The organism is Oceanobacillus sp. FSL K6-0251, assembly GCF_038004725.1.
GTDB lineage: Bacteria > Bacillota > Bacilli > Bacillales > Amphibacillaceae > Oceanobacillus > Oceanobacillus oncorhynchi.
In genome coordinates, this window is the sequence record NZ_JBBORS010000001.1 from 217066 (window position 1) to 240537 (window position 23472).

At 40.1% G+C, this 23472-nt stretch carries 23 protein-coding genes; 18 read left to right on the forward strand and 5 right to left on the reverse strand.

Going from position 1 to position 23472, the window contains the following annotated elements:
* Positions 1-43: 43 nt before the first annotated feature.
* The gene (locus MKY45_RS01165; RefSeq protein WP_042530953.1) at positions 44-1486 is read right to left on the reverse strand and encodes a sodium/proline symporter; all 1443 of its coding nucleotides are present in this window, start codon (positions 1484-1486) and stop codon (positions 44-46) included.
* An 80-nt stretch (positions 1487-1566) separates the two neighbouring features.
* The gene (locus MKY45_RS01170) at positions 1567-2454 is read right to left on the reverse strand and encodes a LysR family transcriptional regulator (protein ID WP_193064220.1); all 888 of its coding nucleotides are present in this window, start codon (positions 2452-2454) and stop codon (positions 1567-1569) included.
* Between the two features lie 142 nt (positions 2455-2596).
* On the opposite strand from MKY45_RS01170, the gene MKY45_RS01175 reads away from it, so the two are divergent.
* The 3 genes from MKY45_RS01175 (at position 2597) to MKY45_RS01185 (ending at position 5899) form a co-directional block, all read left to right on the forward strand.
* On the forward strand, positions 2597-3295 hold the full coding sequence (locus MKY45_RS01175) for an L-2-amino-thiazoline-4-carboxylic acid hydrolase (RefSeq protein WP_042530957.1): 699 nt from the start codon (positions 2597-2599) through the stop codon (positions 3293-3295).
* A gap of 4 nt (positions 3296-3299) precedes the next feature.
* Positions 3300-4520 carry a Zn-dependent hydrolase gene (locus MKY45_RS01180; protein ID WP_193064221.1) on the forward strand — a complete coding sequence of 407 codons (1221 nt, stop codon included), beginning with the start codon at positions 3300-3302 and terminating at the stop codon, positions 4518-4520.
* 131 nt (positions 4521-4651) lie between these two features.
* Positions 4652-5899, forward strand: a complete 1248-nt coding sequence (locus MKY45_RS01185) for a cytochrome P450 (protein WP_042530961.1) — start codon at positions 4652-4654, stop codon at positions 5897-5899.
* An 82-nt stretch (positions 5900-5981) separates the two neighbouring features.
* Here the strand turns inward: MKY45_RS01185 and MKY45_RS01190 are convergent, their stop codons facing one another.
* Positions 5982-6236 carry a DUF4282 domain-containing protein gene (locus MKY45_RS01190; RefSeq protein ID WP_042530962.1) on the reverse strand — a complete coding sequence of 85 codons (255 nt, stop codon included), beginning with the start codon at positions 6234-6236 and terminating at the stop codon, positions 5982-5984.
* A gap of 371 nt (positions 6237-6607) precedes the next feature.
* Here MKY45_RS01190 and MKY45_RS01195 point away from each other — a divergent pair, with 371 nt between their 5' ends.
* The 7 genes from MKY45_RS01195 (at position 6608) to lhgO (ending at position 15316) form a co-directional block, all read left to right on the forward strand.
* Complete coding sequence (locus tag MKY45_RS01195; RefSeq protein ID WP_042530964.1) at positions 6608-7420, forward strand: hypothetical protein; 813 nt, start codon at positions 6608-6610, stop codon at positions 7418-7420.
* Between the two features lie 324 nt (positions 7421-7744).
* The gene (locus tag MKY45_RS01200) at positions 7745-8752 is read left to right on the forward strand and encodes a TAXI family TRAP transporter solute-binding subunit (protein WP_042530966.1); all 1008 of its coding nucleotides are present in this window, start codon (positions 7745-7747) and stop codon (positions 8750-8752) included.
* Positions 8752-10692, forward strand: coding sequence for a TRAP transporter permease (locus tag MKY45_RS01205; protein WP_193064222.1), 1941 nt, complete (start codon positions 8752-8754; stop codon positions 10690-10692). The genes MKY45_RS01200 and MKY45_RS01205 overlap by 1 nt, the downstream gene beginning before the upstream one ends.
* A gap of 4 nt (positions 10693-10696) precedes the next feature.
* Complete coding sequence (locus tag MKY45_RS01210) at positions 10697-11398, forward strand: FadR/GntR family transcriptional regulator (protein WP_193064223.1); 702 nt, start codon at positions 10697-10699, stop codon at positions 11396-11398.
* A 12-nt stretch (positions 11399-11410) separates the two neighbouring features.
* Entirely contained in the window at positions 11411-12817 is a 1407-nt protein-coding gene (locus tag MKY45_RS01215) for an FAD-binding oxidoreductase (RefSeq protein ID WP_042530970.1), read from the forward strand.
* Positions 12810-14090 carry a (Fe-S)-binding protein gene (locus MKY45_RS01220; protein ID WP_256705514.1) on the forward strand — a complete coding sequence of 427 codons (1281 nt, stop codon included), beginning with the start codon at positions 12810-12812 and terminating at the stop codon, positions 14088-14090. The genes MKY45_RS01215 and MKY45_RS01220 overlap by 8 nt, the downstream gene beginning before the upstream one ends.
* Positions 14091-14110: 20 nt before the next feature.
* A complete protein-coding gene (lhgO, locus tag MKY45_RS01225; RefSeq protein ID WP_193064225.1) occupies positions 14111-15316 on the forward strand; it encodes an L-2-hydroxyglutarate oxidase in 1206 nt (401 codons plus the stop codon).
* Between the two features lie 154 nt (positions 15317-15470).
* Here the strand turns inward: lhgO and MKY45_RS01230 are convergent, their stop codons facing one another.
* On the reverse strand, positions 15471-15737 hold the full coding sequence (locus tag MKY45_RS01230) for a hypothetical protein (RefSeq protein ID WP_042530976.1): 267 nt from the start codon (positions 15735-15737) through the stop codon (positions 15471-15473).
* 268 nt (positions 15738-16005) lie between these two features.
* On the opposite strand from MKY45_RS01230, the gene MKY45_RS23210 reads away from it, so the two are divergent.
* The 5 genes from MKY45_RS23210 to MKY45_RS01255 all read left to right on the forward strand — a co-directional run bounded on the left by MKY45_RS23210 (position 16006) and on the right by MKY45_RS01255 (position 20858).
* The gene (locus tag MKY45_RS23210) at positions 16006-16431 is read left to right on the forward strand and encodes a CotD family spore coat protein (RefSeq protein WP_374705762.1); all 426 of its coding nucleotides are present in this window, start codon (positions 16006-16008) and stop codon (positions 16429-16431) included.
* 202 nt (positions 16432-16633) lie between these two features.
* Positions 16634-18040, forward strand: coding sequence for an NADP-dependent phosphogluconate dehydrogenase (gndA, locus tag MKY45_RS01240; RefSeq protein ID WP_042530979.1), 1407 nt, complete (start codon positions 16634-16636; stop codon positions 18038-18040).
* Positions 18041-18174: 134 nt separating this feature from the next.
* Positions 18175-18858: a hypothetical protein gene (locus tag MKY45_RS01245; protein ID WP_042530981.1), complete on the forward strand. Its 684-nt coding sequence runs from the start codon at positions 18175-18177 to the stop codon at positions 18856-18858.
* A gap of 95 nt (positions 18859-18953) precedes the next feature.
* The gene (locus MKY45_RS01250; RefSeq protein WP_042530983.1) at positions 18954-19604 is read left to right on the forward strand and encodes a YdeI/OmpD-associated family protein; all 651 of its coding nucleotides are present in this window, start codon (positions 18954-18956) and stop codon (positions 19602-19604) included.
* A gap of 78 nt (positions 19605-19682) precedes the next feature.
* Positions 19683-20858 carry a GNAT family N-acetyltransferase gene (locus tag MKY45_RS01255; protein WP_193064226.1) on the forward strand — a complete coding sequence of 392 codons (1176 nt, stop codon included), beginning with the start codon at positions 19683-19685 and terminating at the stop codon, positions 20856-20858.
* Between the two features lie 60 nt (positions 20859-20918).
* Here MKY45_RS01255 and MKY45_RS01260 read toward each other — a convergent pair whose 3' ends face one another.
* A complete protein-coding gene (locus tag MKY45_RS01260) occupies positions 20919-21779 on the reverse strand; it encodes a YihY/virulence factor BrkB family protein (RefSeq protein WP_042535876.1) in 861 nt (286 codons plus the stop codon).
* A 571-nt stretch (positions 21780-22350) separates the two neighbouring features.
* Between MKY45_RS01260 and MKY45_RS01265 the strand changes: the two genes are divergently transcribed.
* Genes MKY45_RS01265 through MKY45_RS01275 form a run of 3 tightly spaced genes read left to right on the forward strand, consistent with a single transcriptional unit; the run spans position 22351 to position 23469 of the window.
* Positions 22351-22797, forward strand: coding sequence for a DUF948 domain-containing protein (locus MKY45_RS01265; protein ID WP_193064228.1), 447 nt, complete (start codon positions 22351-22353; stop codon positions 22795-22797).
* The gene (locus tag MKY45_RS01270) at positions 22794-23246 is read left to right on the forward strand and encodes a DUF948 domain-containing protein (protein ID WP_042530991.1); all 453 of its coding nucleotides are present in this window, start codon (positions 22794-22796) and stop codon (positions 23244-23246) included. Before MKY45_RS01265 ends, MKY45_RS01270 begins: the two co-directional genes overlap by 4 nt.
* Positions 23236-23469, forward strand: a complete 234-nt coding sequence (locus tag MKY45_RS01275; RefSeq protein ID WP_042530993.1) for a hypothetical protein — start codon at positions 23236-23238, stop codon at positions 23467-23469. The genes MKY45_RS01270 and MKY45_RS01275 overlap by 11 nt, the downstream gene beginning before the upstream one ends.
* Positions 23470-23472 lie beyond the last annotated feature (3 nt).

Below are 23472 nucleotides of genomic sequence, written 5' to 3' on the forward strand. Positions count from 1 at the left end.
ATTCAACCTGAAGAATGAGCTCTTTTTACATCTATTTCCTATTTTAAGCCGCAGTTTTTGGTTCTTTACCCGGATAAAGTAAAGAAAATACAATCCCGACAATCAAACAGATAAAGAAGGTTGCCGCTTTGGCAGATACCATTGCTTCGAGCGGTGAAAGAGACCAGACGACAGCACTGACTGCGCCGACAATAATGGTCGCGATGACCCCGATTCCTGAGACGCGTTTCCAAAAGAAGATGAGCAGCACGACGACGGAAAAAGTGTTTCCGATTCCTGCCCATGCAAAAGAAACAAGGCTGTAAATAACCGATTCTGATTTCAGTGAAATAATAATGCCGATAATCCCGCTGATCAATGCCACGAAACGGGATAAATGTACGAGTTTTTTACTGGTAATATTCCACCTGAGCGTTTTATGGATGATATCCTCGCTGATGGAGGTGGTGATAACTAATAACTGCGAAGATGCTGTCGACATAATCGCAGCCAGAATCCCTGCTATGATAATTCCGGCAACCCATGGTGGTAAAATTTCAAATATCATATGCGGCAGAATCATTTCCGGGTCAGCCAGTGTGCCTTGTGAATATAAAGCAGAGGCAAAAATAGCTGATAGAAAGGCTCCTACATAGACAATCATTGTCCAGATAATAGCCATGTTTCGTCCGGTAACCCGTTCCTTTTCGGTTGTAATTGCCATAAATCGGGAGCTTAGCTGCGGCTGTCCGCCGAGCCAGCCAAAAAACCAAGAGAAATTGGTAAAGAGCATTGCTCCTAAGGCGAGACCGTTCAGACCGCCAGTCCAGCTGTCAGCACCTCCGCCTCTTAAGGAGAGTTCTGCAGAGACGCTCAAGCCTTGGTTTTTAATCTCCATAAAGGCAACAATAGGTATGATAATAAAAGAAAACAGCATTAAAAAGCTTTGTACAGCATCTGTCCAGACAACGGACATAAAGCCGCCCAAACAGGAATAGGCGATAATAATCATTGCGATAATAATCGTTCCCCAGGTAATGCTGAATCCGGAAATAGAATAAATGGTTTTTCCCATTCCAGAAAACTGGGCTGCTAAATAACAGACAAAGAAAAATACCATGACAATCGATGCTAACCAGCGGATGATATCCGCATGCTCCGGAAATTTAACTGCAATATAATCTGTTAAACTATTTACCTTGTATTTTTGCTGTTCCATCATAAATCGTTTGGACAGGAATAACCAGGAAGCGAGCACGCCAAAGAACATTCCTGATAATACCCAGATACCGGATAAACCGGCGACATAAATAAATCCAATTGCTCCAAGAAACATATAAGCAGATTCCCCGGTAGCACGTTCTGAAAAAGCGAGTACCCAGCCCGGGACTTTGTTGCCTCCCAGAAAATAATCATTATGTGTTAAATCTTTTTTGCTAAAATAAATTCCTATTGCAAGCATGGCGAGCAAATAGAGAATAATTTCTACGTAAATTACCGTTTGCACAAGCTTTTTCCTCCATCTACAATTAAAATAAGATAATACCTATTAGTTTTATCAGATATTATGCTGTTTTTAAAGATTTGTCAATCCTTATTTGGAAAATCCTCCGCTAATATTTTACATATTTCTACAAATTTCATTGCTGCCGGTGATGGGTACGTGTTTCGTTTATGAGCAATGCCAACGGTGCGTGCGTGGTGTTCAGAAAAGTTCTTTTGAACAAGACTCGCAGGCGCATGGTGTAAAATAGATTTAGGAACAATGGAAACACCTAAATTTTCCGTTACCATTGTTAAAATGGCTTGATCGACCGATAATTCATATACGATATTTGGGGTGATGTTATGCTTGGATAAAATGCGTAATACATCGCGGTCAATGTTTTGTTTTGGCATAATCCAGCGCTCGTCCTTTAACTGATTCAGTGTCAGGTAATCTTCAGCAGCAAGCGGGTGATCTTTTGCCATAATGCACAGAAGCTCATCCTCAAAGATAAAATCAAATACTAGATTTTCAGATACAGGCTTCGCAAGAAATCCAATATCCACGACACCGTGCTGCAGCCAATTTTCAATTTGATCATAATCCCCTTCCATCAGCTGAATAGTGACGTCTGGATGATGCTCCTCGAAGTAGGATAAAACCTTTGGCAGCAATACAAGCGAAATACTGGGAAGGACGCCGACAGTAATCGTTCCGCCAATCAATTTTTTTAAGTTGGCAACGGTATTTTCAAGCCTTTGCTGCTCTTGCAGAATTTTCGAAACGTGTTCATAGACCATTTTTCCATTGCTTGTTAAAATAATATTATTCCTATTCCGTATGATTAAGGATAGGTTCAGCTCTTTTTCTAAATTATTCATTGCATGGGTGATAGATGATTGTGTCAGATTGAGCTTCTGACCGGTTTCTGTAAAGTTGCCGGTTTCAATCAACGTATGAAGAGCAATATATTGCGCTAATGTAGGCATATTATAAACTCCCTTTTCAATGTATTTCTATGAATTTATTTCATAGTTCTATATTAAAATATTCATTCGATTTATAGTTGATTTTATTTTATAATAGATTTAAACCCAAGTAAAATAATAAGAATTTAAGGAGATAGATAAGATGAGTGAAGAAAAGCTGATGATGAAAGCTTTGTCCATGGATATTATTACAGCGAAAATGTTTACGGAACTTCATCTTTCGATTATAGAAGCATATGGTGAAAAAGAAGGACGAAAGCTTGTACAGCAAGGTTTGGAAGCATTCGGGTTAAAAGATGCAGAAACCATGGCACAAAAAGCAACAGCAGAAGGACAAAATCATGCCTTTTATGAATATTTACCACAGGTTGTGGAGGAAGAAGAAAAATATGCAGAATTAACAACCTTTGCACGTTTTTCCAAAATGTTCGCTCAAATTTCAAAGCAGGTCGTAGACAAATATGAAGAAGAAGGAGAGGATGTTATTCGGCGTGCTGTAGAAAGGTACGGAAGAAAGCGCGGAGAAGGGATTGCCCAGCGTGCGCGTGCCAATGGGTTAGAAAATAACTCGGATAATTACTTGAAAAACTATGATATGGCCCGCAGTGAACTATTTGAAGTAGATACCGTGCATAAAGAAAATGAAGTAGAACAAACCTTTACGTATTGTCCGTTTGGTCAGCAGTGGGCAGATGATGATATGGGCAAATACGGCATTCTTTACTGCCAGGTAATCGATCCTTCTGTGGCGAAAGGATATAATAAAAATTTTGAAGTGGTGCATGACCAGTATGTATTGCGTGAAGGTCAATGTCACTTCCAGTTTCAGATGAAGGAGTAAGTCCATGATAAATGCCAAAAGATTGTTGCAGCGGCTGGATGAGTTAAGCCAGATTGGCCGGAACCACGAAACAGGCGGCATAAACCGCTTCTCTTTTACAAAGGAAGAACAACAGGCAATTGACCTTGTAACAGAATATATGAAAGAAGCGGGTATGCAGGTAAATGTGGATGGAATTGGAAATATTGTTGGCTCTTATGGAGATGCGCAAGAAACAGTTATGCTGGGCTCGCATATCGATACCGTTCCGGACGGCGGGAAATTCGATGGTGCTTTAGGGGTGCTGGCGGCCATTGAAGTCGTGCAAACCCTTCATGAACAGCAGGTTCCGCTTCATAAAAAGGTGGAAGTAACTGCATTTAAAGATGAAGAAGGAACGCGATTCGGTTTCGGACTGATTGGAAGCCGCGCGATGGCAGGACTGTTAAAGCCAGAACAATTACAGAAAACCGATGCTGCGAATATCGCCATCGAAGAAGCAGCACGGCAATTTGGATTATCCCCTTTTCCTTTAGAAAAATTAAAGCGGGAGGATATCAAAGCCTATTTGGAGCTGCATATTGAACAGGGGAAAGTACTGGAAAAAGAAGACTTGCCGGTAGGGGTAGTCACTGGAATTGCCGCTCCATTGTGGTTAGAGGTAACGGTGAATGGAATCAGTGAGCATGCTGGAGCAACGCCAATGCATATCAGACACGATGCATTAACCGCAGCCAGTGAAATGATTTTGGCAGTGGAGCAATGCTTCCAGAAAAAAGATGATTCTGTGGGCACTGTTGGGAAATTGCAGGTAGAGCCAAACGGGGTCAATGTTATTCCGGGAAAAGTAACCTTTACCATTGATATTCGTGATATTGATGAGCATACTATCCGTGAAATAGAACAAGAAGTGAAGCAGCAAATTAATGACATAGCAGCGCGCCGTCATGTCACCGCAGCGATAGTAGAGCTGCAGCGTGCGAAGCCTGCAAAAGCTGACGAATCCCTGCAGCAGCAATTTGCCGCTAGTATTGAAAAGCAGGGCATCCGTCCTTATGCTTTAGTCAGCGGCGCTGGTCATGATGCCATGAATATCGCTGCGGCCGCTCCGGTTGCTATGTTATTTGTCAGGTCGAAGGATGGGATTAGTCATAACCCATTAGAATACAGTTCAGATGAAGACATTGTGATTGCCGCCAATGTACTTTATGATACGGTTTTAGAGATAAGCGGGAAAAAAGATTAGGACAGAAATATACGCTGGATAACAGGTAGTGGTTTTTCACCGAAGGGTGGAGAATCACTATTTTTTGTTTAAATAGGAAATAAAAAAGGAACGATATAATAAAGTACATTATTTATGGAGGGTGAAACGAAATGACAGAGACACACATGCCAAAAGACAAAGGTTTGGATCATACGCTGAAGCTCTTGGACGAAGGGTACCGATTTGTAACCAATCGTTCGGATAAGTTTGAATCTCGTGTATTTGAAACAAGGCTGTTAGGGGAGAAAACCATTTGTATGGTAGGTGAGAAGGAAGCAGAACTTTTTTATGATAATGCCAAATTTTCTCGAAAGGATGCTTCTCCCGGGCGAATTCAGAAAACGCTGTTTGGTGAGGGAGGCGTTCAGGGATTAGACGGAGCGGATCACCATCATCGGAAAGCAATGTTTATGTCTCTGATGACAGAAGAAAGGCTGAACGAGATATCTGCTATCATCCGGGAAGAATGGGAGCAGGAAATGAAGCGTAATTCTAAGGAAGAAATACAGGTTTATCAAACAGCCAAATATGTATTGACGAAATCGGCCTTACGATGGACGGGGGTTCCTTATGAACAAGAAGACATCCCCGAATGGGCAGACCAGCTAAGTGACATGTTTGAAGATGCCGGTGCAGTTGGATGGAGCCATTGGCAGGCCAGACAATCCAGATCGAAAGCGGAAGAACGAATAACAGGCTTGGTGGAGAGAGTTCGCGAAAATACGGCGGAAGAGGTTCGTAAGGATAGTGCCGTATACCATTTTGCAATGCATCGGGACGTGAACGAAGAATTACTGGATGCTTCTGTTGTTGCCGTTGAATTACTGAACTTGTTGCGTCCAATCGTCGCAATTGCTGTTTATATAGACTTTGTCCTGCTGGCTGTACACGATTATCCAGAAGAAGCAGTGAAATTGGAGACAGAAGAAGATTTGCATCGGTTTATTCAGGAAGTAAGACGATTCTATCCGTTTTTCCCAGTTGCTCCTGCACGAGTCAAAGCGGATTTTACCTGGGGTGAATATACTTTTAAAGAAGGAACGTTAACCCTATTGGATTTATATGGTACAAACCATGACCCGGCTATTTGGGAAGAACCAGATCGGTTTCAGCCGGAAAGATTTCAAGGATGGAAGGAATCTCCATTTAATTTTATTCCGCAGGGCGGCGGAGAATTTGACATCGGTCACCGCTGTGCCGGCGAATGGATGACAATGGATGTTTTAAAAACGACACTCGACTTTTTCGTAAACCATCTTTCGTTTACATTTATTGAACAGGATTTGGATTATGAGATGAATGAAATTCCGCCTGTTCCAGAGAGCGGGGTAATTATTGAAGGAGTACAATCGAAATAAGATTTTTGTTTGAAGCTTGAAAGGGAATGGTGTATCGCTTTATGTGATACACCATTCCCTTTCTTTTTTTAACTCTGATAAATTATTTATCCCTTATTTGTTTTAATGTTTCATAGATTTTGAACATAATAATCAATAACTCACAATAAACTCGCACTAAGAGGCTTCCAATAACAATCGTGAGAAGACCTGAGAAAATAAGTAAAAATTCTTCTTCAATAATACCTGTAAAAATAGTAATAAGGCCGAATATAACGGATGCAGCAAGACCAACCCAAAATAATACTTTGATGATAATAGGTGTAATCATCTCTTCAAAACTGAAAAATTTGTTCATAAAGTTTCCTCCTTTGTTCTTTTTTAACAGTATACGTTAAAGACATCTGGTTTTACAAACAATTTCAGGTGTCTTACGTGTAATATTCATTGATAAAACATAGATGTCTAATATGATGATTTGGGTATGGGTATTTAGTTTTAAATTAGGTTTTAATAATCGGGAATATAGACTTTTATATATAGAACGTGAAACTTCCTTCCTGTTTTTCTGTTAAATACCCTAATTCTGCAGCTTTTGAGTTTGAAAATAATTAATTTGTGCTAATGTTAAGTATATACTAAAATATCAAACATTTTCATTCTGTGCGTAATGAACGCTTAGGGTAATTCGTTTGATGAAGTATAACTCAAAAAATAAGGAGTGGTAGGATGGAGAAAGAGGATAAACAGCAAGAAGAAAGTGTAGAGGAGGGATATGCTGCATCGATACCTGGTGGAGAGAAAGCGGAAGAGCAGCGTATGGAGCATGGGACACAGCAGCAGGAACCTTCTAATCAGCTTGAGCAAGAGCCGAACGAAGCAAAAACACATCTAGAGCAGGCTGCCGGCGAATCCAATGAAGCAGGGCAGAAGGAGAAAACAAAGGGATCGCAATTTGATTTTCAAGAAAGCTTTAATGAAATCAAAGGAATTGCATTAGACGCAACATTAAGGCCAAATACCCTTATTCATTCCGGCCGGTCGATAAAAGTGGAAACCAGTCTCATTATTTTCGCTTTATTAGCTGTGCTTGTAAGTATTTGCCATTATTTATTTTATAGATATGGTTTTGATGGGCTGTTCTACTTTTTGGGAGACATTAATTTCACTTTTGTTTTACAAACCTTTGTCTCTTGGCTTATTACTTTTGCGATAGGTTACTTCTCGCTCTATATTCTGCTGAAACAGTTCGGGAATAAAACAATGGAGCATAAGGAATTATTGACAAAATACGTGGTGGTCAATATTCCGTTTGTCCTTGTGTTTTGTCTCGTGACATTATTTTTTGGCTTATTATTCATTGATTTATTTATTGTAACATATGTATTTTCATTATTACTTTTCGGCTTTATACATGTTTATTTATTTTTAGCGCTTATGGAAAAATCCCGGTTTGATGTCTTTTGGACATTAACGGTATATCAGCTGGTGCTTATTGTTGCATCGTATTTCCTGGTTGGCGTGGACTTTGGAGGAATTTAATTTATTTTAATCAAAAAACCAGAGCGATCTTCGGATTACTCTGGTTTTTTGATTTGCCCAATAAAAGTGTCAGATTCCCTGCTGTTATGTCTTTTTAACTATTTCTGTACAAGGGTAGATATCTCTTCCTGTTTTTTAATGCTTACTAAAACAAGGCTTGGGCCTATACGGAACGCGGATTGAATAAACCTTAAAAAATGGGAAATTTAAAATAAATTTTAAATCATTTATCAGAATTTTATATTTAGGTATTGTCACAAAATGTTCAATGTTGTAACATTGTATTACAAGTTCAACTGAAAGCGCATACAAAGGGGTGTTTGAATGAAAGGTAAGCTATTTTTATTTACAGTACTTATTTTTACCTTTGTTTTATCTGGATGTAATTTTGAGAAGAAAGAAATTTACAACATCGCAACAGCAACCACCGGAGGTACATATTATCCGATCGGGGTCGGAATGGGGCAGCTTTGGACAGAGCATTACCGGGATCAGAATATCAAATTTAATGGACAGGCCTCCGCAGGTTCTGTTGAGAACATTGATTTACTCAAAAATGGAGAAGCTGATTTTGCCATACTCCAAGGGTTGATTTCGACACAGGCAGCAGAGGGAAGCGGTATTTATGAAGGAGACCAATACGAAGAGCTTCGGTCTGTGGGGATGATTTGGCCAAACGTAGAGCATTTTGTATTAATGGAAGATTTTGTTGCGTCTGGAGATATCTCTGATATTGCGGGCAGATCGTTTTCTGTAGGCCCTCAGGCAAGTGGAACAGAACAATCTACCGTAACAATGATGGAAGGGATTGAGTTAGGGAAAAGTGATATCAGAACAGAATACCTTGGATATGATGATACGATTTCGGCAATGAGGGATGGCCGGCTAAATGGCGGATCTCTTCCTGCAGGGGTACCCGTATCTGCTATTACAGATATGTATGCAAGCGGGTTGAATGCCGCTATTTTAGAGGTGACCGATGAACAAATGGAGGATATTAACGATATTGTTCATACATGGTATCGCTACACCATTGAGGCTGGTTCTTACCCGAGGCAGGAAAAAGATATTGATACGATTGCCCAGCCGAATATTTTAGTTACCACTTCGGATATGGATGAAGAAATGGTTTATAACTTAACCAAGATACTATTTGAAAATCGTGAATATATGATTGGGATTCATAATTCCGCCCGGGAAATGCAGGTGGAGACAGCTTTAGAAGGCTTGAATACACCGCTTCATGCTGGAGCTTACCGCTATTTTGAAGAGCAAGGTATAGAGATTGAAGAGCATCTGAAACCAGAAGAGTTAAGAGAGGAGGAAAATTAATGGCGAATGCACAGGCAAAAAAGGTAGATATCGAGAAAAATCCAAATGATAATCCAGTTGCAGATCCTAAATCGTTGCGTAATAAAATTATCGCTGTTGTCGGTATTATCCTATCGGTCTTTGTTTTACTCACTTCCAGTTATCTAAACATTCAGGAGTTTTATAGAAATACGATTTTTTTAATCTTAATCTTTGTAATGGGATTTTTGCTTCATCCGTCAAACAAAAAGAAGACAGGGAAAATATCATCAATAGATATCGTTATGCTGTTCCTGTCGATTATTTCCATTGGCTATATTACGGTAACGTATACAAATTTGCATGTGGATCGGTTATCCCAGGCGAATACAGTCGATTATATATTTGCTGTCTTATGTATTTTAGTATTGTTTGAGATAACACGCCGGGCTATCGGCTGGTTTATTCCTATTTTGAGTGTTATTGCTTTGCTTTATGGTATTTATGGTGCGTACTTCCCTATTGATTTTGCTCACTCCGGCTTTACATTTGAAAGAATGCTGTATCGTATTTACATGACGTCTGATGGAGTTTTCGGCAGCACGCTATCCATTGCTTCTACTTATATTGTGTTGTTTATCTTATTTGGTTCATTCCTTACTGTGAGCGGTGCAAGTAATTTGTTTAATGATTTAGCTCTGGCGATTGCAGGACAGCGCCGGGGAGGACCTGCCCAGGTTGCAGTTATTACAAGTGCACTGACAGGGTCATTGAACGGAAGCGCTGTAGCGAATGTGGCGACAACGGGTGCCTTTACGATTCCACTGATGAAAAGTATCGGATTAAAGCCGAAGTTTGCAGGCGGGGTAGAGGCTGCAGCTTCTACGGGAGGCATGCTGATGCCGCCGATTATGGGAGCTGCAGCATTTATTATGGCAGGTTTTTTAGGAATTCCTTATACGGCGATTGTTTTAGCCAGCATTCTGCCTTCCTTGTTATATTTTATTGCTTTGGTATTTGCGATTGATACAGAAGCAAAGAAGCTTGGACTGAAAGGAATTAGTAAGGAGAATATTCCAGATATCAAAAAGGTACTATTGGAAAGAGGCGCCTTGCTTTTGCCGATTATTGTTGTGATGGGGGTGCTTCTATTAGGAAAAACGGCAATTTTTGCCGGCTTTGCCGGAATCATTGCTACGATTATCACTTCCTACTTAACCAAAGATAAAACGAATCGGATTACCTTCTCTAAGCTCTTTGAGGCACTTATTGATGGAGCCAGAAACTCCGTTCAGGTTGCTATTGCCTGTGCATCTGTAGGGATTATTATTGCCGTTGTTTCTATGAGCGGTGTCGGATCGATGCTCGCCTATAATGTCGCGGATCTTGCAGGCGGAAATCTGTTTATTATATTAATACTGATTATGATTACTTGTATTGTGCTCAGTCTGGGGCTTCCATCAACAGCATTATATATTGTGGTAGCTGTAACAGCTGCGCCGGCGCTTGTCCAAGTAGGCGTTAATCCTTTAGCAGCTCACTTTTTTGTATTTTATTATGGTGCCATGTCTAACGTAACGCCGCCTGTAGCGTTAGCTGCCTATACCGGGGCAGGAATTGCGAAAGCGAATCCGATGCAAACAGCTTGGACAGCTTTACGGTTAGCATTTCCAGGGTTTATTATCCCGATCATTATTGTTTATGATCCAATCTTGCTGCTGCAAACGGACGAAGGGCCAATTAATTATTTCCTATTAGTACAAGCATTTATTTCTGCGATTATAGGAGTTTATGCCCTCTCTGTTGGATTCGGAAACTATATTCGAGTAAAATTAAATATAGTAGAAAGAATCATATTAATCGGAGTGGCCTTCTTCTTGATTTCTACGAGTCAATTATTAGACGTCATCGGCCTGGCATTGTTTGTAATTGTACTTGCTTTCCATTTTATAAGAAGCAGGCGGCTCCTGGAGGCAGGATAATAAAATGAAACCGTTCAAAAAAGAAAAGTTATCTGATATTATTTTTTCCCAGTTAGAAAATATGATTAAAACTGGCGAATACGCTGAAGGACAAAAGCTTCCTTCAGAGAATGAGCTCGCAAAATATTTTGATGTCAGCAGAGTTCCTATTCGGGAAGCAATCAGTAAATTAGTCTCAGTAGGCTATGTAGAGTCGATGCAGGGGAAGGGAAGTTATGTCAAGCGCCTGGATGCTGGGGATGAATTTAAAGAATATACTTACGGCGAATTTACAAAAAAAGAGTTATTTGATCTGTTAGAAATGCGAGCGCTATTGGAAGTGGAAGCAGCAGGCTACAGTGCAGTAAGGCATACACAAGAAGCACTTTCGAAAATTGAGCAGGCGCTGAAGGACTTTGAAGAAATCACGAGCAATGAATATTCGATTGGTTTAAAAGCGGATTATAATTTTCATCAAGCGATTATCCAATCCACAGAGAATAATTATATGATTCAAACCTTTCAAAATTTAGAGCGTGTACACAGAAATGCTTTGGAATATTCATTGAAACTGAATGTAGGAAAACCTAGAAAAAGAGAAGAGGTTTATAGCGAGCACGAACGTATTTATTTGGCAATCAAATCCCAAAATGCAGCAGAAGCCAAGGAAGCGATGTACTTACATCTGACAAACATGCGCAGAAAGTTGGGGGACGACAGAATATAGGTGGGTTAAATAATGAAAGAAAAAATAATAGAAAAATTGACTGAAATAGTAGGAGAGCGTTTGTTAATAGATGTGGATGACCGTGTCTCATACGGCTATGATGCGTCCTTTGGGCAGTATATGCCGGATTATGTTGTTCAAGTGATGTCAACGGAAGAGGTACAGAAAATTGTACAGCTGGCGAATGCTTATGAAATTCCCATTTATCCAAGAGGAGCGAGCACAAGCCTTTCTGGAGGTCCTCTACCTGTACACGCAGGTATTGTAATGGATTTTTCCCAGTGGAATCAGTATCTGGAAATTTTTCCGGATGATTTGTTAATCAAGGCAAGTCCAGGTGTGAAAACAGGAGATATTCATCAATTGGCAGAAAAGTATAACTTAATGTATGCGCCCGACCCTTCTTCTTCCTCGATCTGCACTATTGGCGGGAATTTAGCAGAAAACGCCGGCGGTCCCCGAGGAGTAAAGTATGGTGTGACAAAGGATTATGTATTGGGGCTGGAGGTGGTTACCGCGGAAGGAGAAGTTATCCGTACGGGTGGAAATACCGTTAAAAATGTGACCGGCTATGATTTAACGAAGCTTTTAATCGGATCAGAGGGGACCCTTGGAATTATTACAGAGGCAACTTTAAGGCTGATTCCAAAGCCGATGGATACGAAGACAGCAATGATTATATTCGAGGATTTGTATACTGCAGGAAAGTCTATTTCCAAAATATTAACATCGGGAGTAAGACCTTCTAAAATGGAGATTCTTGATCAGAATGCGATAAACAAAGTGGAGGATTATGCCGGACTGGATTTACCCAGAACGGCCGCGGCTATTCTGCTTGTTGAAGTGGATGGGGATACAGATGTATTGATGAAGGAACTGCATGTTATTCAGCAGGCTCTTTTAGAAATTGGTGTAGAGAATGTGCAAATTGCGAAAACCAAAGAGGAAGAAGCAAGGCTCTGGCAGGTGAGAAAATTAGTTTCACCTGCAATTGTCCAAAGCGGCTACACCAAAATATCAGAAGATGCGACCGTCCCGTTGAGTAAGATTCCAGACATGTTTCGGAAGATAGATGAAATGAAGAAAAAGTATAATCTGAATATTGTTGTATTTGGCCACGCTGGTGATGGCAACCTGCACCCAACGATTAATACCAATATGCGGGATGCGGATGAAGTTACCAGAGTGGAGGATGCGGTCGAAGAAATCTTTCATTACGCCATTGAATTAGGCGGGACCTTATCAGGTGAACATGGAATCGGAACGATGAAAAAACCGTTTTTCCCAAAAGAAGTAGGAGAAGCCGGCATGGTATTCCAGAAAGCGATTAAACAAGCGCTTGATCCGAAGAATATCTTGAATCCAGGAAAAATATTCCCGGAAGCGGGAGAGAAAAGGTTAGTGTTAAAAAATGACTGAGCAATTAATTGAAAAATTGGATTATCAGGCAACCTTTGATTGTGTGCAATGCGGGTACTGCTTGCCTGCTTGCCCCACCTATCTGGCTTTTAAAAAAGAAAAGCATTCACCGAGAGGGCGTATTAATTTAGTGCAGATGGCAGCGGAAGGAAAGATAGATATAGAAGACATGCGGGAAGGGATTGATTTATGTCTGGGTTGCCGGGCATGTGAGACAGTATGCCCCACCAATGTCCGTTACGGCGATATTCTGATGTCGGCCGTCGAGGTGCTGAAAGATAATAAAAAAATGGGACTGTTCGAGAAGGGAGTCAGAACAGCTGCTTTTAAAGTGGTTTTGAAAAACAAACAGATTCTGAGACTGGTGAACAGGAGTTTATATGCTTATCAGGTGACCGGAGTGAAGCGTGTGGTTAATCGGCGTAATCTTCTAAAACCGATGGAGAAATACCGAGACTTGAATAAAGCCATGCCGGAAGTCCAACTAAGTAAGCGGCTGAAAAATCCGCCGAATCCTTTTAGAAAATCAGCAATTCAGGTTGGTTTCTTTCAAGGCTGTATTATGGACGTATTTTTCAGCCGGATTAATGATCTAGCTGTTAACATTTTAAACGGACATGGAATGGAAGTGACGAATATTCCGTCACAAACATGCTGTGGTGCCCTGCAGCATCATGCAGGAGAGCACAATCAGACGGTAGAGCTAGCCAAGAAAAATATCGCAGCCTATGAGGGATATGACTTTGACTATATTGTTAATACCGTCGGCGGCTGTGGAGCGACGTTAAAAGAATACCCTAAGTTATTTCAGGAAGGAACGGAATGGCATGAGCGGGCATTAAAGTTTACGGCAAAGGTTAGGGATATTTCTGAACTGATGGCAATGGCTGATTTGGATTTTCAATATGAAATTCCGAAGAATGCTGTATTTCAGCCGTCATGTCATTTGGAGAATGTACAGCAGGTGTTTGAGGACCCGTTAAAAATCATTAAACGTATTCCCGGCCTGAACTACATGGAGTTAAAAGATAAAGCGCTCTGCTGTGGCTCAGCAGGTATTTATAATATCCTGCATTTTGAGGAATCCATGCAAATTTTAGATATGAAGATGAAAAACGTTAAAACAGCAAGACCGGAATTAATCATCACTTCCAATCCGGGCTGTCATATCCAAATGCAGCTGGGAGTAGAAAGAGAAGGCTTATCGGATGTGATTTCAGTGAAGCATATTGTGGAAGTAGTCGCGGAAGCTTGCGGTATTCAAACAACTTAAGCAGAGGCAGGGGAAGCACAGTGAAAGTAGACATAGTGATTGTTGGAGCAGGGATTATTGGCTTGAGCACCGCTTACCAGCTATCGAAAAAGCATCCAGATAAAGACATTGCAGTCGTAGATAAAGAAGCAGAGGTAGCGAAGCATCAGACAGGACATAATAGCGGTGTGATTCATTCAGGAATTTATTATAAACCGGGCTCCTACAAAGCGAGATTTGCCCGTAATGGATCGAAATCTATGGTGGAGTTCTGTGAAAAGCATCAAATTGAGTATAACCAATGTGGCAAAGTAATTGTAGCAACAAGTGAGTCCCAGCTTGCGAATATGAATAAACTATATGAGCGGGGAATCGAAAATGGATTAGATGTCGAACGTTTAAGCCGTGATGAAGTAAAAGAGATTGAACCATTTGTAAATACAGTCGGCGGGATCCACGTTAAAAATACCGGCATTGTGGATTTTAAAAAGGTTACAGAGAAATACGCCGAGCTGTTTATAGAAAATGGCGGCATGCTGCGGTTACATAATGAAGTGAAAGATATCCAAATGGAAACAGAAAAAATAACCGTAGTAACGAATGAAACGACATATGAAGCGGATTATTTGATTAATTGTGCCGGGTTATATAGTGATAAACTGGCTCGTATGGCGCGTATCGAGACAGATGTTCAAATTATTCCATTTCGCGGCGAGTATTTTGAATTAGATGAGCGTATTGAACATTATGTAAAAACGTTGATTTATCCAGTCCCTAATCCGGATTTGCCATTCCTGGGTGTCCATTTTACAAATATGATTGGCGGCGGAGTCGATGTAGGGCCTAATGCCGTGTTGGGATTTAAAAAAGAAGCATATCAAAAAATTGGTTTTAACCTGAAAGAAACAACGCAAATCATAACCTTTCCGGGGCTGTATCGAATGGGCATAAAAAACATGAAGGAAGCTATCGGTGAATATTATCGGTCATTTAGTAAAAAAGCATTTGTCAAAGAAGCACAAAAATTAATTCCTTCATTAACAGCAGCGGATATCAAGCCGATGGAAGCGGGAGTACGTGCGCAAGCGATGAAACCGGATGGGACCATGCTAGATGATTTCTATTTTGAAGAAAATGCGTCAAGTTTACATGTGTTGAATGCGCCATCACCTGCTGCAACGTGCTCGATTGAAATAGGAAAGGAAATTGCAAAGCGTTTTAACCAAAAAATGCCGGCGGTAACCTGAAAGGTATCTTTCGATAGTTTACACTTTTGATTTGGAAACAAACAAACCCCAGGATGTCTTCTATTATTTGAACGGAAGACATTCTGGGATTTTTGTTTAAGCAATATTTTCACAGCCGGACTTGCTGTAATTCCTCCGATGGAGGCAGCCAATCTTATGCTTTTGGACGTGTACGAGACCAGGAAATAGCTGTCATTATAATCAGAACAATGACGGAACTGATAAAGGCAGCCAGACTGATATTGCCGATAAGAGCGGCATCTTCCCCCTCAAAGAAATAACTGATAAAGATAGAAATAAGGCTGATTGAACTGACAACCATCGGTGGAACAATCCGTTTCTCTTTCACAAATATACTTATTAATATGAGAATAGCGGCAACGCCAAGCATGATTGGTAAGTATCCTGTTAAAAATTCCATTATATCACTCCAGTAACTGAACTAAATATGACGCTTCTATTGTATAAAGTTTCCCGATTTTGGATGTAATTAATCTGACACTTTTATCCTAATCCCTCTCTCATACAAAGAACAGGAGAATAAAGCTCTCTGTTCCTTTTTAGAATCGCCACTTAAATAAGAATCCAAGAGAAATTCCTGAAAAATAGGTTATTATATCAAACCGAGTACGGGGGGGACACATAGTCTATAGAGAAAGATTAAAGAAATGGAAAGGAGGTCCTTTACGGTGAGAGGTAGTAACAAACATCATCAAGGACAATTTAATCAAGGCTGGGGGAACCAAAATCAACAGGTACAAGGAGCTTCTATGAATGGGATGAATGGGAATTGCAATGGAATGCCACAGCAAATGCCAATGCAGCAAATGCCGCAGCAACAAATGCAGCCAGAATACTGTGCACCACAAGTATCACCTACACAACAAGGCCCAACACAAGTATCTCCAACAAAGCAATACGTTAAAACAAACGTTTCTAATACTGAGGTAAAGCATGTCCATCCTAGTCACACTACAAATGTTAATAAGCATATGACAACACACAAACACTATTTCCCTCATACAGAATCTGTTGTAAATGATATTAAAGAACAGCATGTTATGTGCGGAAAGCCGCATCATCCTTGTCCGCCGCAAGGCCCTTGCGGATGCTAAGGAGCTTTGTGTGTAACTAGAAAAATCATCGATTCGCAGTTTGATGTGATGCTGCGGATTGGTGATTTTTCTCTGTCAAAAAATCGGCCAAGTTATCATAGTATTGAGAAAAAATAGCGTGGGACTTGGTTTCTTTAGAAGAAATCCGTTATAATAGGAAAAGGTTCATTTTAAATTTTTAGGCAGAGAGGATCGAGTATATATGAAGCAAGAGATTGGTGTTATTGGCTTAGCTGTTATGGGTAAAAATATTGCATTAAATATAGAAAGCCGTGGCTTCGCTGTATCTGTTTTCAACCGTACCTACCAGAAAACAGAAGAATTTATGGCAAACGAAGCAAAAGGGAAGAACTTCTATGGTGCCGAAACGATTGAAGATTTTGTTCAATCTTTAGAGAAGCCCCGCAGAATAATGCTTATGGTGAAAGCTGGACCAGCGACAGATGCAACGATCGCATCCCTGCAGCCATACTTAGAAGACGGCGACGTGTTGATTGATGGAGGAAATACACTTTATGAAAATACGATGCGCCGTAATGAGGAATTAGATAAAACCGGTATCCATTTCATTGGAACTGGTGTATCCGGCGGGGAAGAAGGCGCATTAAAAGGACCTTCTATGATGCCTGGCGGACAAAAAGAAGCATATGATTTAGTTGCTCCAATCTTTGAAGCAATTTCTGCTAAAGTAGATGGCGAACCATGTGTAACGTATATCGGACCAAATGGTGCAGGACATTTTGTGAAAATGGTTCATAATGGAATTGAATATGGAGATATGCAGTTAATCGCTGAAGCATATGATTTAATGAAGAATGTGGTCGGCTTAGATGCAAAAGAATTGCATGAAGTGTTTAAAGAGTGGAATAAAGGAGAGCTAGACAGCTTTCTAATTGAAATTACAGCAGATATTTTCACAAAAGTGGATGAGGAAACGGGCAAACCGTTAGTGGAAGTGATCCTTGATAAAGCGGGCCAAAAAGGTACTGGAAAATGGACAAGCAAAAATGCCCTGGACTTAGGTGTGCCGCTTCCATTAATTACAGAGTCTGTATTTGCACGTTTTATTTCTTCCTTAAAAGACGAGCGCGTAAAAGCAAGCAAAGTGTTCTCCGGTCCTGCTAAAACGGAAGTATCTGAGAGCAAAGAAGAGCTTGTGGAAGCAATTCGTCAGGCGCTTTACATGAGTAAAATTGTTTCTTACGCACAGGGCTTTGCGCAAATGCGTGCAGCGTCTGAAGAAAACAATTGGGACTTGAAATATGGCGATATCGCAATGATTTGGCGCGGCGGATGTATTATCCGTGCAAACTTCCTGCAAAAAATCAAAGAAGCATATGATCGCGATGGAGATCTGCCAAACCTGATGCTCGATCCATACTTCAAAGAGATTGTTGAAGGATATCAAGCGTCTCTTCGTAAGGTTGTTTCTTTAGCTGTGCAGCATGGTGTTGCTGTACCGACGTTCGCGAGTGCGATTGCTTACTATGACAGCTATCGTTCAGAGGACCTGCCAGCTAACTTAATCCAGGCGCAGCGCGATTATTTCGGTGCGCATACGTATGAGCGTAAGGATAAAGATGGTGTATTCCATTCACAATGGTTTTAATGAATTTGTGAGAAAGATGTTTGATTTTTAATAATGCTATGATGTCCCGGAGTCAATTGGTTGATTCCGGGACTTTTTAATATCACTCCGTGTAAAGTAAGCAGCATGAAAAAATAAGATGGGGCGGGATAACGATGAGAAAAAGAATGGGATGTTTACACGCTCATTACTCCAATATAAAATATTTGGATGATGTACTTTCCGAATTTAATATCGAATTGATTCATTTTGTTGATCCTGCATTAATGTATCGAGTTACTTCTGATGAAAAATTCCAAGAATCCGACGCTCAAAAGAAAGTCAATGAACAAATAGCGTGGATGGCTCAATGTGATGTCGATGCCATCCTTATTACTTGTACAAATTATATAGGCCTTTTAAAGGAAGACCAGCTCTCTATAGCTGTGCCGATTATAAAAATCGATGAACCTTTTTTTGATTCCATTTGCCAGATAGATCAGCCTCAGGTTATTCTTTTTTCAAACCCTGCAACTGTTAAAGGGACGATGGAACGTCTGAAGCAGCATGCAGATTGTCATCAGCAACCGTTAGATATAGAAGTTAAAATTATCTATGATACTTTTGACTTGATCATGCAGGGGATGAAAAAAGAATATAATCAAAAAATTTCCGAGTTCTTAAATCAAATGACAAAGGATAATAATAAAATTATTTCTGTTGCGCAATTATCTATGGTTGAGGCATCCCGGCAGGTGGAGGGTAATTCATCGAAGCCGATTATTAACCCGTTAGATACACTCGTATCCTTTATGGTTGAACATTTGAAATTAGAGAAAAATGATAATGTGCTTTACTGAATAGAAAAGAACGAGAACACCGTATTTGCCCATCAATATGCTTTCTTGATTCTTGGTAAAAATGATATATTTACATAAGGCAGGGAGTGAATATTATGTCAATTATAGATAAATTAAAGCTTCATAAATACAACAGTATGGCTGTTATTAATCAGCCGAATGACTATGGTGTATTCACGGAATCAAATCAAGCATTGCAACAAGAGCATGATGCGATATTTATTTTTGTAGAAACGTTGGATGAGATGATTACATATACAAATCAAATTTTAGAGCAGCAATTACTGCTTCCCAAAGGATATTTATTTTTTGCCTACCCTAAAAAGGGAAATAAGCGGTATACAACCTCTATCCATAGAGATGAGATTTTCCCCGCTATGAAGGTGGACGAAGAAGGGTATGTGTCAGGAAGTGATCTGAAATTTGCCCGTATGGTAAGTATGGATGACGTGTTTACCGTAATTGGCTTAAAACGCGAGAAGCAAAAAGAGAAGAAATCCGCCTCGTCGAGCCAGCGCGTAGCAGATTATGCCGAGAATGTGAAAGATATTGAAGCGTTATTGGCAGCATTTCCTGAGGTGCTTTCATTTTATCAGAGTCTGACACCTGGCTATCAAAAAGACTGGGCGCGCTATCTTTTTTCCGCGAAACAGCAAAAAACACGTGACAAGCGTAAACAGCAAATGCTTGATATTTTGTCTCAAGGGTATAAATCGATTGATTTGTACCGCCAGCAGAAGAAATAATTGGCTTTAAAAGAGGAATCGCCCGTATCATTTTCACTGAATGAAGTTTCATTTTATCCGTCAAAGAGGAGGACTGTTATGATTAAACAAATTCCAGTAACCAATGATGAAATTTATGATCTGTCCGCTTTTGCCTTTCAAGTTACACCCGCACCAGGAGAAATAGAAAAGAAAAAAGAAGCAAAAAAGAATGAAACAGTTTGGGGCTGGGTGGAAGGAGAAAATCTTGCTGCAAAGGTCCATCTGATTCCATTGGAAACACGTATCCATGGCAAGGTTATCAAAACAGGGGGCATTGCCTCTGTGGCAACTTGGCCGGAGTATCGGAGGAAAGGAGCTGTTCGGCAGCTGCTTATCCACGCTCTAGGTGAAATGAAAAAAGCAGGTTATCTTGTTTCTTATTTGGCGCCATTCAGTGTCCCGTTTTACCGGAAGTTTGGCTGGGAAATGACCATCAATGAAATGCAGTTTACAATTCCAATGGAACATGTGCCTAAATACAAGGATATAACAGGCTGTGTGCGTCGGATGAAAAAGGGTGAAGAAGCGATTTTAAAAGAGGTTTATCATGCTTATACCGAACAGTATACAGGGATGCTGGTACGCGATAATCATTGGTGGGAGCACAAGATTTTCAGTAAAGAAGAATTAATTACAGCGATTAGTTATGATGATGCGGGCAAGGCAGACGGATATGTCCGTTATCAGGTAAAGAATAGTAAGCTGGACATCGATGAATGGGCTGCGGTTACCCCGGAAAGTAAAAAGCGGCTGCTTCAGTTTATTGCTAATCATGATTCAATGGCAAAGGAAGTACAGATGACACTGCCGGATGATGATTTATTTCCGCTTTTTCTGGAAGAGCCGAGAGCAAAGCAAGAACAAAAGCCATATTTTATGACAAGAATTGTTGATGTAGAAGCCTTTCTAAAGGTATATCCATTTTTGACGCCGGCAGAAAAGGAAGAAAGCTTTAGATTGAAAGTGGAAGATGGCGTTTTGGAAGAAAACAGTGGCGTTTATCAGATTTATTTTCAAAACGGATCACATTATGCAGAAAAAACAGAGGAGACGGCAGGAGAGAATGTGACAGCATCGGTGACAATTCAACAATTAACGATGATTTTGTTAGGGAAACAAACCTTGGAGCAGCTTTACCAGCAGGCGTTTATCTCAGGTGAATTAGAAAATATGATAAAGCTGGATACGTATCTCCCTAAGAAAAAACATCCGTATCTTGCAGATTTTTTCTAAACTACAATAAAAACCAAAGTCGATCCTCTATATCAAGAAGACAGACTTTGGTTTTTTCCATTAGACTTCCTTACTGCTTGCCGTTTCTTTTTTGGCTTCTGTAGCATCATCTATTTTTTTCTGGTGATACATACTATTTAATAACGCGCCTACCAGAAGAATAATACCTGTTAAGAAGAACCAGATCATCAGAATGATAATTCCTCCAAGACTTCCATACGTTGCAGAGTAATTGCCGAAGTTAGATACATAAATGGAAAAAGCAAAAGAACTCACCAGCCATAAAATACTTGCTGTTAATGTTCCAGGTAAAATATGGCGGAAAGGAAGCCGTTTATTGGGCGCAAAACGATATAAGCCGAGTAAAATAATGGTAACAATTACAATGACCATCACTAAACGTGAGATTTGCAGAATAAACCCGGTGCCTTCGCTGATGCCGATAAAGGAAATCAAGAAATTGATAATAGCATCTCCGAATACAAGCAAAATGATAGATGAAATGGCCGCTAACAGTACGCCGATAGTCAGCAGGATAGCTATTCCGCGGGCTTTAATAAATGATCTGGTTTCTTCCACTTCAAATGCTTGATTGGATACCTTAATGAAAGCATTGATTCCGTTGGATGCAGACCAGATTGTACCTAAAATCCCGACAGTCAATAATCCGCCGCGGGGGGTCTCTACCAAGCTGATAATATTTTCTTCAAAGGTTGCTGCAAGCTCTTGCGGTAAGATGGAGCCGAGGAACCCGACAGCATCTTCCGGGCTTATGTTAAAATAAGGGATAATTGCAAAGCCAACGATAAGAAGCGGGAAGACGGCTAATAGAAAATAATAAGCAAGCGCAGCTGCAAGTAATGTCGTATTATTTTCGGTGAAACGTTTCATAAAATCTTTGCCGAATTGTTTAATATCCATAGTCGCCTCCAATAAAATTTTTTCATACCTTTCCATTTTAGAGGGAGTCCCTGAAAAATGGAATAAATATATCCATAACGATTAGGGAAAGATGAAGGTATGTAAATTCTATACCCAAAAATGAAGAGATGTAATCTTGGTAAATGGGAAATAAGATAACTTTCTGTACGTATGACAGAAGACGAACACCAGCCTTGATGATTTTCATCACCGCAGGAAGATTGTCTGGGGAGGCGTTTGTTTGCCTGAAGAGTTGTGCGTCAGTGGGCAAAGAATTTGAAGAAAATACCATGTACTTGTATGACTCCCTTTAACGAATGCCGGGTTTTCTGATATTATAAAGAAGAAACGTTTTATTTATTTTGGCAGGTGGTATAATATTGTTTAAAGAGGCTATTCAAAAAGTCTGATTGAAAAAATTGAGAAATATGGGCGGCAATCGAAGAGAATCGGCAAGGCCATTTGGTCCTTTTGAACAAGCAGGAGCCGGGTGCAGCTGTTCTTAGATAAGAAATATTCAAGCCCAAACTTATACGCGCTTATATTTTGAAGAAGGAGGGGTTTTTTACATATGCCTATTATTTCCGTAGGGATTTTACTTGTTGCTATCGCGTTTGCGGTCGTGTGTTGTTATATAGCCTTTATGTTAAATCGGCTTACGTATAATATTCGTTCGCTCGGCAAATCAGTCGTAAAAATGGAAGAAGAAATGAATCACATCACACCTGAAATTTCGACATCCTTACAAGAAGTGAACCATTTAATTGATGATACGCACGAGAAGCTGCAGGCAACAGACAGTGTCTTTGGGTCTTTAGAAGATGTAGGCACCTCTGTCCAGAGCTTAAATGAAGCTTATAAAGTGAAACGACAAGCATTGGATGATGCGAAATTGGAAGAAAAATTAAATCTGGCAATGAAAGGTATCACGTGGAGTGAAGCTGCGATGCAGATTTATAAAAGTTACCAGGCAGGTAAAACAAATAAAGTCAACCAGACGAGGGAGGAAGTAAAATGACATTAATCGGAGTCGGCGTCATTATTATTGGAGTCGCAAGTGTTATTTTAGCTATTTTTATTGCTCATTTATTAAATAACTTAGCAAGTGTATTAAGCGGCGTCGATAAGACAGTACAGCAATTACCGGAGCAAATGGATGGTATTTTAAAAGAGACAACAAGTATTATGCATGAAAGTAACCAGGCTTTAGCTGATATTAATAACAAGATGGAGCAGCTGAGCCCGCTGTTTTATATCGTTGGTGATGTTGGGAATGCAACACGGAAGCTATCTTCTTCCTTAGTGGATGTAACGGATTCTGTAAAAACAAAAACAGAAGTTGGTCAGGAAGTTTCCGGTAAAAACAACTTAGGCGGCGTGTATGGCGGAGTTGCCCTTGGTTATTATTGGTTAAAGAAAAAGCGGGATTTAAAACGCGAGAAACGGGCATATACCCATGAGCAATAAAGGATCTAAAACGGGTATCGTTGTCAGTTCAGCTGTTGGTGCTGTATTAGGCTGGGCAGCAAGTTCTTATGTAGATAAGAAACGAAATTTAGAAGAAAATCCGTCATTATTAACTCGTCTGCGTGATTTTGAACAGCGTCTGTATCATGATGGTTTTCAAAAATCGACAGAGCTTCAGGAGATACGGCAGGAAGTAGAAAATAGAATTGCAGAAGAAAAGTAAAAA

Coding starts and splice junctions, on each gene's coding strand:
- MKY45_RS01270 (WP_042530991.1), top strand. CDS start 22,794: ATGACATTAATCGGAGTCGGCGTCATTATTATTGGAGTCGCAAGTGTT.
- MKY45_RS01260 (WP_042535876.1), bottom strand. CDS start 21,779: ATGGATATTAAACAATTCGGCAAAGATTTTATGAAACGTTTCACCGAA.
- MKY45_RS01210 (WP_193064223.1), top strand. CDS start 10,697: ATGAAACCGTTCAAAAAAGAAAAGTTATCTGATATTATTTTTTCCCAG.
- MKY45_RS01245 (WP_042530981.1), top strand. CDS start 18,175: ATGAGAAAAAGAATGGGATGTTTACACGCTCATTACTCCAATATAAAA.
- MKY45_RS01205 (WP_193064222.1), top strand. CDS start 8,752: ATGGCGAATGCACAGGCAAAAAAGGTAGATATCGAGAAAAATCCAAAT.
- MKY45_RS01265 (WP_193064228.1), top strand. CDS start 22,351: ATGCCTATTATTTCCGTAGGGATTTTACTTGTTGCTATCGCGTTTGCG.
- MKY45_RS01220 (WP_256705514.1), top strand. CDS start 12,810: ATGACTGAGCAATTAATTGAAAAATTGGATTATCAGGCAACCTTTGAT.
- MKY45_RS01215 (WP_042530970.1), top strand. CDS start 11,411: ATGAAAGAAAAAATAATAGAAAAATTGACTGAAATAGTAGGAGAGCGT.
- MKY45_RS01255 (WP_193064226.1), top strand. CDS start 19,683: ATGATTAAACAAATTCCAGTAACCAATGATGAAATTTATGATCTGTCC.
- MKY45_RS01190 (WP_042530962.1), bottom strand. CDS start 6,236: ATGAACAAATTTTTCAGTTTTGAAGAGATGATTACACCTATTATCATC.
- MKY45_RS01250 (WP_042530983.1), top strand. CDS start 18,954: ATGTCAATTATAGATAAATTAAAGCTTCATAAATACAACAGTATGGCT.
- MKY45_RS01185 (WP_042530961.1), top strand. CDS start 4,652: ATGACAGAGACACACATGCCAAAAGACAAAGGTTTGGATCATACGCTG.
- MKY45_RS01195 (WP_042530964.1), top strand. CDS start 6,608: ATGGAGAAAGAGGATAAACAGCAAGAAGAAAGTGTAGAGGAGGGATAT.
- MKY45_RS01200 (WP_042530966.1), top strand. CDS start 7,745: ATGAAAGGTAAGCTATTTTTATTTACAGTACTTATTTTTACCTTTGTT.
- MKY45_RS01170 (WP_193064220.1), bottom strand. CDS start 2,454: ATGCCTACATTAGCGCAATATATTGCTCTTCATACGTTGATTGAAACC.
- MKY45_RS01180 (WP_193064221.1), top strand. CDS start 3,300: ATGATAAATGCCAAAAGATTGTTGCAGCGGCTGGATGAGTTAAGCCAG.
- MKY45_RS01275 (WP_042530993.1), top strand. CDS start 23,236: ATGAGCAATAAAGGATCTAAAACGGGTATCGTTGTCAGTTCAGCTGTT.
- gndA (WP_042530979.1), top strand. CDS start 16,634: ATGAAGCAAGAGATTGGTGTTATTGGCTTAGCTGTTATGGGTAAAAAT.
- MKY45_RS01230 (WP_042530976.1), bottom strand. CDS start 15,737: ATGGAATTTTTAACAGGATACTTACCAATCATGCTTGGCGTTGCCGCT.
- MKY45_RS01175 (WP_042530957.1), top strand. CDS start 2,597: ATGAGTGAAGAAAAGCTGATGATGAAAGCTTTGTCCATGGATATTATT.